Raw genomic sequence first — 1,468 nt, forward strand, 5'->3', positions numbered from 1 at the left:
GCCCGCGACGAAGCCGGCAAGCTCGTCCCGCTGGACGTCAAGGCCGGCGATCGCATCCTGTTCGGCAAGTGGTCGGGCACCGAAGTCAAGCTCAATGGCGAAGACCTTCTGATCATGAAGGAATCCGACATCATGGGCATCATCGGCTGAATATCGGCCTCACCATCACTTAAATCCCAGGGCTCAATTCAAGCCCCTGCCAGGAGCTAAAAATGGCTGCCAAAGACGTAAAATTTTCTCGCGATGCCCGTGAGCGCATGCTGCGCGGCGTCAACATCCTCGCCGACGCAGTGAAGGTCACGCTCGGCCCCAAGGGCCGCAACGTCGTCATCGACAAGTCGTTCGGCGCACCGCGCATCACCAAGGACGGCGTCACCGTCGCCAAGGAAATCGAGCTTGAAGACAAGTTCGAGAACATGGGCGCGCAGATGGTCCGCGAAGTTGCTTCGAAGACCAACGACATCGCCGGCGACGGCACCACGACCGCGACCGTTCTGGCGCAGTCGATCGTCCAGGAAGGCCACAAGGCGGTTGCCGCCGGCATGAACCCGATGGACCTGAAGCGCGGCATCGACCTCGCTGTTGGCGACGTCGTCTCGACGCTGATCAAGAACGCCAAGAAGATCAAGACCTCGGAAGAGGTTGCCCAGGTCGGCACCATCGCCGGCAATGGCGATGCCTCGGTCGGCTCGATGATTGCCGAAGCGATGCAGAAGGTCGGCAATGAGGGCGTCATCACGGTCGAGGAAGCCAAGACCGCCGAGACCGAACTCGAAGTCGTCGAAGGCATGCAGTTCGACCGCGGCTATCTCTCGCCCTACTTCGTCACCAACGCCGACAAGATGGTTGCGGATCTGGAAGACGCCTACATCCTTCTCCACGAGAAGAAGCTCTCCAACCTGCAGGCCATGCTGCCGATCCTCGAGGCTGTCGTGCAGACCTCGAAGCCGCTGGTCATCATCTCGGAAGACGTCGAAGGCGAGGCCCTGGCCACGCTGGTCGTCAACAAGCTGCGTGGCGGCCTGAAGATCGCCGCCGTCAAGGCGCCGGGCTTCGGTGATCGCCGCAAGGCCATGCTGGAAGACATCGCCATCCTCACCGGCGGCCAGGTCATTTCCGAAGACCTCGGCATCAAGCTCGAGAATGTCGGCCTCAACATGCTCGGCCGCGCCAAGAAGGTGTCGATCTCCAAGGAGAACACCACCATCGTCGACGGCGCCGGCAAGAAGGCCGAGATCCAGGGCCGCGTCGCCCAGATCAAGCAGCAGATCGAGGAGACCACCTCGGACTACGACAAGGAGAAGCTGCAGGAACGTCTCGCCAAGCTGGCGGGCGGCGTTGCCGTCATCCGCGTCGGCGGTGCGACCGAGATCGAAGTCAAGGAAAAGAAGGACCGAGTCGACGACGCCCTCAACGCGACCCGCGCGGCCGTCGAAGAAGGCATCGTTCCCGGCGGCGGCGTCGCACT

At 62.1% G+C, this 1,468-nt stretch carries 1 protein-coding gene and 1 pseudogene; both read left to right on the forward strand.

Translation table 11 applies throughout. From position 1 onward, the window contains the following. Window positions 1-150, forward strand: a pseudogene (locus tag AC0L3H_RS32860) (co-chaperone GroES); the annotation flags it as partial. A gap of 62 nt (window positions 151-212) precedes the next feature. After that, on the forward strand, window positions 213-1,468 hold a 1,256-nt coding region (gene groL / locus AC0L3H_RS32865), incomplete at its 3' end, for a chaperonin GroEL (RefSeq protein ID WP_473588232.1).

The organism is Mesorhizobium sp. WSM4816 (assembly GCF_055811535.1).